Origin of the sequence: Streptomyces sp. NPDC007189, from assembly GCF_040703635.1 — a bacterium.
Classification (GTDB): Bacteria; Actinomycetota; Actinomycetes; order Streptomycetales; family Streptomycetaceae; genus Streptomyces.
On record NZ_JBEYEY010000020.1, the window covers coordinates 16,592 to 23,706 of the forward strand.

Consider the following 7,115-nt stretch of genomic DNA (forward strand, 5'->3'; position numbering starts at 1 on the left):
GGCGTGTGCGGCGAGCGTGCGGGCCGGCGTCCCGGTGCCGCCGGGCGTCAGCGCGAGCCGGACGACGTGCCGCAGAACTCGGCGTCCAGGATGGGGAGCATGGTCTCCGCCCCCCAGTCGCCGTTGTAGTTGAAGGTGAGCTGGTGCCGGCCGTCCTCGGTCATGGCGGACAAGGAGATCCACCCCACCGTGCCGCCGTCGCGATACCAGAGGCTGGTGCCGCAGCTCAGCGTGAGCCGTCCGATGTTCAGGCCGTAGGTGGCGCCCGGGAAGGCCGGGTCGTCGACGGTCGTCTCCATCTCCTTCAGCTGCCGCGGCGGCAGCAGCTGCCCGTGGATGAGCGCCGCGTAGAACCGGTTCAGATCCCCCGCGCTGGAGATGATGTCGCCGTTGCCCCAGTTCTGTGACCCGTTCACCTCGGTGACGTCGTCGATCCGGTCCGGCTGCGCGGCCAAGAGCTTGGAGTAGCCGCGGCTGCTCGGCCGGGGCAGGCCGGTGCTGGTGCCGGGGTTGGACGTCGCCCTCAGCTTCAGCGGTTCGATGATGCGCCGGCGCACCTCGTCCTCGTACGACCTGCCGCCGGCCTTCTCGATGATCAGCGCGGCCAGGACGTCGTTGGTGTTGGAGAACCAGTGCCCGGCACCGGGCGTGAACATCGGCGCGTGGGAGAACGCCACCTTCAGGCGCTGCTCGGGCGTCACGGTGTCGTACCGGTGCCGGAGGTAGCTGTCGCCCCTCAGGTACGTCGCGCCGTACTCCTCGTCGGCGAGGTAGTCGAACAGGCCGCTGGTGTGGTTGAGGAGCTGCCGCACGGTGATCGCGCTGCCGTCGTTGCCGTTGCCCGTCACCACGCCGGGCAGCCAGTGCTCCACGGTGTCGTCGAGGCTGAGCTTCTTCTCCGCCTCCATCTGCAGCAGGACCGTCGCCACGAAGGTGTCGGTGATGCCGGTGACGCGGAACCGGTCGTTCTTGCCGCGCGGCGCACCCGTCTTCAGGTCGCCCACGCCCGCTGCCGACTTCCAGACCCCGTCGGCGTCCCGCACCTCGATGGTGACGCCGGGGACACCGGCCGCGACGGCCGCGTCGATCGCGCGCTGCGTCGCCTGGTGTGCGGCCGCCGTGGCAGGCCTGTCCCGCTCCGCTGCCTGGGCGGGACCCGTCAAGGCAGTGGCCGCGATCGCGACCGCCGCCACACCCACCACGCCGGCCTTCGGTCTCTTCCGTCTCGTCATTCCCCGCTCCTGAGAAGTCGTCAAAGTCCGCGCCGAGCACGGCCGGTGCCGTACTTGCGCGGTTCGCCGGCGGCACAGTAGGTCACCCGGGTCGCGTCCCGCCGGAGTCGGCCGCCGGCTCAGCGGAGCAGCGGGGCAGCCGGCCGTGCGCGCGCCGCCTCGAGCGCCGTGGCCGCGTCCCGTTCGATCTGCCGCAGCAGCGGCCCGCGATCGTGCTGGAAGTAGAAGTGGCCGCCGTCGAAGACCCGCAGCCCCAGGAAGTGCTCGGTGTGCTCCGCCCAGCCGGCCATCCGCCGCCGGGTGGCGGAGCGGTCCTCGCCCCCCGCGTAGGCGGACAGCGCCACGGGCAGCGGACCGGCGTCCGGAGCGGGGCGCCAGTTCTCCACCAGGCGCAGGTCGGCCCGGATGACCGGGGCGTACAGGGCCCACAGGCCGGGGTCGTCGAAGATCCCGTCGGGCGTGCCGCCGAGCAGTTGCAGACGTGTCCGCAGCTCGGCGTCGGGCAGCTCGTGGTACCGCGGCCCGGGCCCCGCCGGCTGCGGTGCGGAGCGCGCGGAGACACCGAGCCACACCGGCGGCGGCAGGCCCCGGCCGATGGCCCGCCGGGTGATCTCGTACGCCACCAGGGCGCCCATGCTGTGCCCGAAAAGGCCGTAGGGACACGACAGTTCCGGCTCGATGCGGCGCAGCAGGAAGTCGGCGAGGCGGCCGGCGTCGCTGATCCGCGGCAGGTCGAGGAGGAGGCCGTGGCCCGGGGCGTCGAGCAGCCGCACGTCCCATGTGTCCGGCAGCTCGGCCGGCCAGCGGCGGTACAGCATGGAGGAGCCCCCCGCGTGGTGCAGGACGAACAGGCGCAAGGCGGGTCGGGTGCTGTCCATCGCTCTCCCTCGGATCGGGCCGCCCGGGTTCGCACCATAGAGCGGCGCCGGTCCGAAAGGGCGCGGCACCGGCCGGGCTCCGCCGAAGGTCCGGCGGCTCTCGAGCAGGGCTGAGGCGCCCGGCCGACCGGCGCGGCATCGTGGCACAGGAAGCCGGTGGGGTACAGAGGAACCCGGCGGGGCGCAGGTGCGGGCGGGGACAGCAGGAGGCGGCGAGCCTGCCGCCCTTGTAGCGCCGACGGCCGGTTCCTTACGGTGACGGGGCATCGCCAGGGCCCCACCGGTACGGGGTGTCCTGTCGACCGGACGGCCAAGTGTCCTGTCGACCGGACGGCCGGCAAACGCGCCGCTCGGCGCATCCGCGCCGAGCGCCCCTCTCACACCCGGCCCGGCGAATTTCCCATCGCGAGTCACCCATGACGGACAAGGACGGTGCCAGTTGAGCACGAACCCCTTCGATGACGCCGACGGCCGCTTCCACGTTGTGGTCAACGACGAGGAGCAGCACTCCCTGTGGCCGGCGTTCGCCGAGGTGCCCGCAGGCTGGCGCGTGGTCTTCGGCGAGGCGGCCAAGGCGGACTGCCTGGAGTACGTTGAGCAGCACTGGACCGACCTGCGCCCCCGGAGCCTGCGGGAGGCCATGGCGGCGGACTGAGCGCCGCTCGCATTCACCTCGAGCCGTCGGCGGCGCAACCCGATGGCTCGCACACCTCCGTCTCGCCGGCGCTCGCGCAGCGGCTGCGCAGGCCGGCCGAAGTGGACGACAGTGAGCGCCGCCCGGGTGCGGGTGCTCGGTCGGGATCGGTTTACGCCCAAGAAGACACTCTGAGTGGGGAGATGAAGGTTGTGACGGGGGCTGTGAGAACCGCGAGCAGGTACAAGGCGAGGCCGGTGGACAGCAGCGGCGAGCCGGCGCAGCGCGATGTGGTCCTGTCCTTCGTGGGGACACAGGCCAAGGTGCGCAAGTCGGGGATGATCTTCCCGGAGCACCTGCCGGAGCGGTCCTGGGAGCAGATCGGGACCAACCTGCGCGAGCTGGTGAACTCCTCGGCGTGGTGGCTCGCCGACTGGCTGATCTACGGGGAGGCCACCTACGGCTGGCGGCGGTACAAGGAGGCGATCGAGCGTACGGGGCTCGACTACCAGACGCTGCGCAACTACGCGTGGGTGGCCCGGCGGTTCGAGCACCACCGCAGGCGGGACAGCCTCAGCTTCGCCCACCACGCCGAGGTGGCCCGCCTGTCGCCGCCGGAGCAGGACTACTGGCTGCGCAAGGCCGAACAGCAGAAGTGGTCGCGCAACGAACTGCGCAGGGCGGTCCGCGCCAGCCTGGCCGTGCAGAACGACACGGCCGAGATCTCCCCGGGCAGCGGCGACGAGGAGCAGGAGGTGCCCCGGCTCGCCGAGTCGGCGGCGGCCGACAAGCGCCGGCAGCAGGTCACCAAGCTCACCATCGAGCTGTCCGCCGGCCAGCTGGAGCAGTTCTCGAAGGCCGCCGCCGCGCACGGTCTGCCCGTCGACAAGTGGGTGACCAAGCTGCTGGAGACCGCCGACCGGCGCATCGCCGAGAAGCACACCGCCTAGCGGCGCAACCCCGGGAAGCACACCACCGGCGGCGTGACCGTCGTGCCGCGCAACCGCCGTGCGCGCAACCGCCGTGCCGCGCACCGCCCGAAGGCGCCGGCAAGCCCTTCTCCCGTGGTGTGCCGGCGGCTCGTCCGACCGGACACCTCTCACATCGGAGTCAGTTGATGATCCTTCAGGGAAAGCGGGTCGCCCTGCCCCCGGCGCCCGTCGTCCACCGACAGTTCGAGGCGAACGCGCACGCCACCCCGGACGCCGTCGCCGTCTCCTGGGCCGGCCGGCAGGTGACGTACGCGGAGCTGGAGGCGAGGGCGAACCGGTTCGCGCACTTCCTCGCCGCGCGCGGGCACGGCCGGGGCGCGAAGGTCGGCGTCTGCCTCGACTACTCGGTCGACCTGCTCGTCGCCATCCTCGGCACGCTGAAGGCGGGCGCGGCCTACGTGCCGTTCGACCCGGCCTACCCGGCGGCGCGGCTGCAGCTGCTGCTCGGCCAGGTACCCGACCTCGCCCTGATCGTGGCCTCCCCGGCGACGGCCGAGATGGTGCAGTCGGCGGCCGCCGACGTCATCGACCTCGAGCAGCTCGCCGGCCACCTGGCGGCTCTCCCGGCGACCGCCCCGGACGTCCAGGTCACCGGGGACGACATCTGCTACGCCGTGTTCACGTCCGGCTCGACCGGCACGCCGAAGCTGACCGCGGTACGGCACGAGGGCTGGTTCAACCTGATGAACTGGCTGAAGCTCGAGTACGGCCTGCACAGCGGGTCGCACAACCTGGTCGTCAGCGCCTTCGGGTTCGACCTGTCCCAGCGCGCCCTGATGACGCCGTTGTTCTGCGGCGCCACCCAGCACCTGATGGCGAGCCGGAACTTCGACGCCATGATGGCCTACCGCATCCTGAACGAGCACGACATCCGCGTGGTGCACTGTGCCTCGAGCACCCTGTATCTGCTGGTGGACTGGGAGACCGCGCGGGGCGGCGACGCGCTCACCAGGCTCGACTACGTGCTCTTCGGCGGCGAACCGCTGAAGTTCGAACGGATCGCGGACTGGATGCGCCGCGAGGGCAACACCTGCACCCTCCTGCACCAGTACGGCGTCGCCGAGTGCACGGATGTGGCGACGTCGTACGACCTCGCCGGACACCGCCCCTGTGAACAGGACATCGCACCGGTCGGCAGGCCGGCGTACAACACCGACATCCACCTCCTCGACGAGCGGCTGCGCGGCGTCGGACCGGGGGAGTACGGCGAGATCTGCATCTCCGGGGCCGGTGTCGGCGCGGGCTACCTCAACGGAAAAGGCCCCGAGAACGCGAAGTTCACGACGATCGAGGTCGACGGCGCGCCGGTCAGGCTGTACCGCACCGGCGACCGCGGCCGTGTGACCGAGGCCGGTGAACTCGTCGTCGCCGGCCGGATGGACGCGCAGGTGAAGGTGCGGGGCATGCGCATCGACCCCACCGACATCGAGCGCGCGCTCGGCAGGCTGGCCGGGATCCGGGAGGCCGCCGTGGTGGTCACCTACACCGACGCGGGCGAGGCCGAGCTGACCGCGTTCATCGTCCCGACGCGGGACGAGCTCACCGACGACGACGTGCGCAGCCGTCTGCTGCAGACGCTGCCGCGGAACATGGTTCCGGCCAGGTTCGTGAACGTCCTGCGGCTTCCGCTGAGCCCGCACGGGAAGGTCGACCGCGCGGCGCTGGTCGACGCACTCAAAAGGCAGTACGCCGGCAGCGGCACGGCGGCATAAGTCGACGGACCTTGCTGAGAAACGGGAAAGGACAGCGATGATTGCCGACAGCGTGCGCGCCATCTGGTGCCGGGAACTCCAGCGCGATGACATATCGGCCGACGACGACTTCTTCGCCCTGGGCGGCCAGTCCGTCATCATGGTCAGGATTCAGGGCGCTTTTATGGAGGAGCTGGGCGTCGAGGTCCCGATGGACCAGATGTTCCTCAATCCGACGGTGGCGTCGATCGCCTCGTACATCGAATCCCTGGGGGCGGTGACCCCGTAACGTCGGGCCAGGTCGATGCCGTGTCCTGTCTCGCCGGCGGGACACGGCACGGCACGCGCCGACCTGTTTTCCGTCCCGCCGGTGCTCTTTCCGGTGCTATTTCTGGCGGTAGTCCGGGCGGTTAGCATCACCTCATCCCATGGCTTTTCCGGCTGCAGCCGCGTTGGATCGAAAAACTACCTGGTAAGAGAGGCGTGCCATGTACGACGTGATTGTCATAGGTGCCCGTTGTGCGGGTTCGCCGACGGCCATGCTATTCGCGCAGCAGGGTTATCGCGTTCTGCTCCTGGAGAAAGCGCGATTCCCGCAGGACACGCTGTCCTCCCACTACATCCACATGCAGGGCGTGGCGCTGCTCAACCGGTGGGGCCTGCTCGACAAGGTCCGTGACACGGGCTGCCAGCCGATCACCCACGAGAGCTACGAGGGACCCGGCGTCCGCATCGACGGCTTCTCCCTGCCGATCGACGGTCTGACGACCACGTACGCGCCCAGGCGGTACGTGCTCGACCCGATCCTCGCCGAGGGCGCCGTGGCGGCCGGCGTGGAGTTCCGGCAGGGCTGCGCGGTCAACGACCTGCTGTGGGAGGACGACCGGGTCGTCGGGGTGCGGTACACCACGCCCGGCGGCGCGGAGGCGACGGACCGGGCGCGGCTGGTCGTCGGCGCGGACGGCATGCGCTCGCTGGTGGCCCGCAAGGCCGGTGCGGAGAAGGTCATCGAGCACGCGCGGCTGACCTGCGTCTACTACAGCTACTGGGCCGGGGTTCCGTCCAGCTTCGAGCTGTACGAGCGGCCGGGCCGCTGGGTCGCCGCCGTCCCCACCAACGACGACCTCAAGCTGATCATGACCTACTTCCCGCAGGACGACTACAACGAGGTCCGCAAGGCGGTGGAGCCCCACTACCTCGAAGCCGTCCGCACGACGGCCCCCGACCTGTACGAGCGGATGTCGGCCGGCGAGCGCGTGGAGCAGATGTACGGCACGGGGCACCAGGAGAACTTCTTCCGCAAGGCCTACGGACCCGGGTGGGTGCTGGTCGGTGACGCGGTGAACCACAAGGACTCCATCACCGCCCGCGGCATCACCGAGGCCTGGGTGCAGGCCCAGACGCTCACCGACTACATCGGGGACCGGCTGCACGACGACGCCGCGCTGAAGAGGGCGCTGCGGCGCTACGAGAACAACCTGAGCAACGAGGCCCTCAGCCACTACCAGGGCGCGCTCAACGTGGCCGAGCTCAAGCCCGAGGGCCGTACGGACATGCTGCGCAAGCTGGTCGGCCACCAGGACCACATCGACCGGTACTTCTCGACGCTGTCGGGCGCGTGCTCCATCGACGACTTCTACAACGACGAACTCCTGACCCTGCTCGACCAGGGCTGACCGACACCACCT

At 70.6% G+C, this 7,115-nt stretch carries 7 protein-coding genes; 5 read left to right on the forward strand and 2 right to left on the reverse strand.

Features of this window, described 5'->3' with window-relative positions; translation table 11 throughout:
* Positions 1-47 precede the first annotated feature (47 nt).
* Positions 48-1,232 carry a serine hydrolase domain-containing protein gene (locus AB0950_RS32685; RefSeq protein WP_366780045.1) on the reverse strand — a complete coding sequence of 395 codons (1,185 nt, stop codon included), beginning with the start codon at positions 1,230-1,232 and terminating at the stop codon, positions 48-50.
* Positions 1,233-1,351: 119 nt separating this feature from the next.
* The gene (locus AB0950_RS32690; protein ID WP_360160241.1) at positions 1,352-2,110 is read right to left on the reverse strand and encodes a thioesterase domain-containing protein; all 759 of its coding nucleotides are present in this window, start codon (positions 2,108-2,110) and stop codon (positions 1,352-1,354) included.
* 439 nt (positions 2,111-2,549) lie between these two features.
* On the opposite strand from AB0950_RS32690, the gene AB0950_RS32695 reads away from it, so the two are divergent.
* The 5 genes from AB0950_RS32695 (at position 2,550) to AB0950_RS32715 (ending at position 7,103) form a co-directional block, all read left to right on the forward strand.
* On the forward strand, positions 2,550-2,765 hold the full coding sequence (locus tag AB0950_RS32695) for an MbtH family protein (protein ID WP_360160242.1): 216 nt from the start codon (positions 2,550-2,552) through the stop codon (positions 2,763-2,765).
* 236 nt (positions 2,766-3,001) lie between these two features.
* Entirely contained in the window at positions 3,002-3,694 is a 693-nt protein-coding gene (locus AB0950_RS32700) for an LmbU family transcriptional regulator (protein WP_360160243.1), read from the forward strand.
* A 167-nt stretch (positions 3,695-3,861) separates the two neighbouring features.
* A complete protein-coding gene (locus tag AB0950_RS32705) occupies positions 3,862-5,448 on the forward strand; it encodes an amino acid adenylation domain-containing protein (RefSeq protein WP_360160244.1) in 1,587 nt (528 codons plus the stop codon).
* A gap of 37 nt (positions 5,449-5,485) precedes the next feature.
* Positions 5,486-5,716, forward strand: a complete 231-nt coding sequence (locus tag AB0950_RS32710; protein ID WP_366780046.1) for an acyl carrier protein — start codon at positions 5,486-5,488, stop codon at positions 5,714-5,716.
* Between the two features lie 199 nt (positions 5,717-5,915).
* Entirely contained in the window at positions 5,916-7,103 is a 1,188-nt protein-coding gene (locus AB0950_RS32715; protein WP_360160246.1) for an NAD(P)/FAD-dependent oxidoreductase, read from the forward strand.
* The last annotated feature ends 12 nt before the right edge of the window (positions 7,104-7,115 follow it).

Coding starts and splice junctions, on each gene's coding strand:
- AB0950_RS32710 (WP_366780046.1), top strand. CDS start 5,486: ATGATTGCCGACAGCGTGCGCGCCATCTGGTGCCGGGAACTCCAGCGC.
- AB0950_RS32705 (WP_360160244.1), top strand. CDS start 3,862: ATGATCCTTCAGGGAAAGCGGGTCGCCCTGCCCCCGGCGCCCGTCGTC.
- AB0950_RS32715 (WP_360160246.1), top strand. CDS start 5,916: ATGTACGACGTGATTGTCATAGGTGCCCGTTGTGCGGGTTCGCCGACG.
- AB0950_RS32690 (WP_360160241.1), bottom strand. CDS start 2,110: ATGGACAGCACCCGACCCGCCTTGCGCCTGTTCGTCCTGCACCACGCG.
- AB0950_RS32685 (WP_366780045.1), bottom strand. CDS start 1,232: ATGACGAGACGGAAGAGACCGAAGGCCGGCGTGGTGGGTGTGGCGGCG.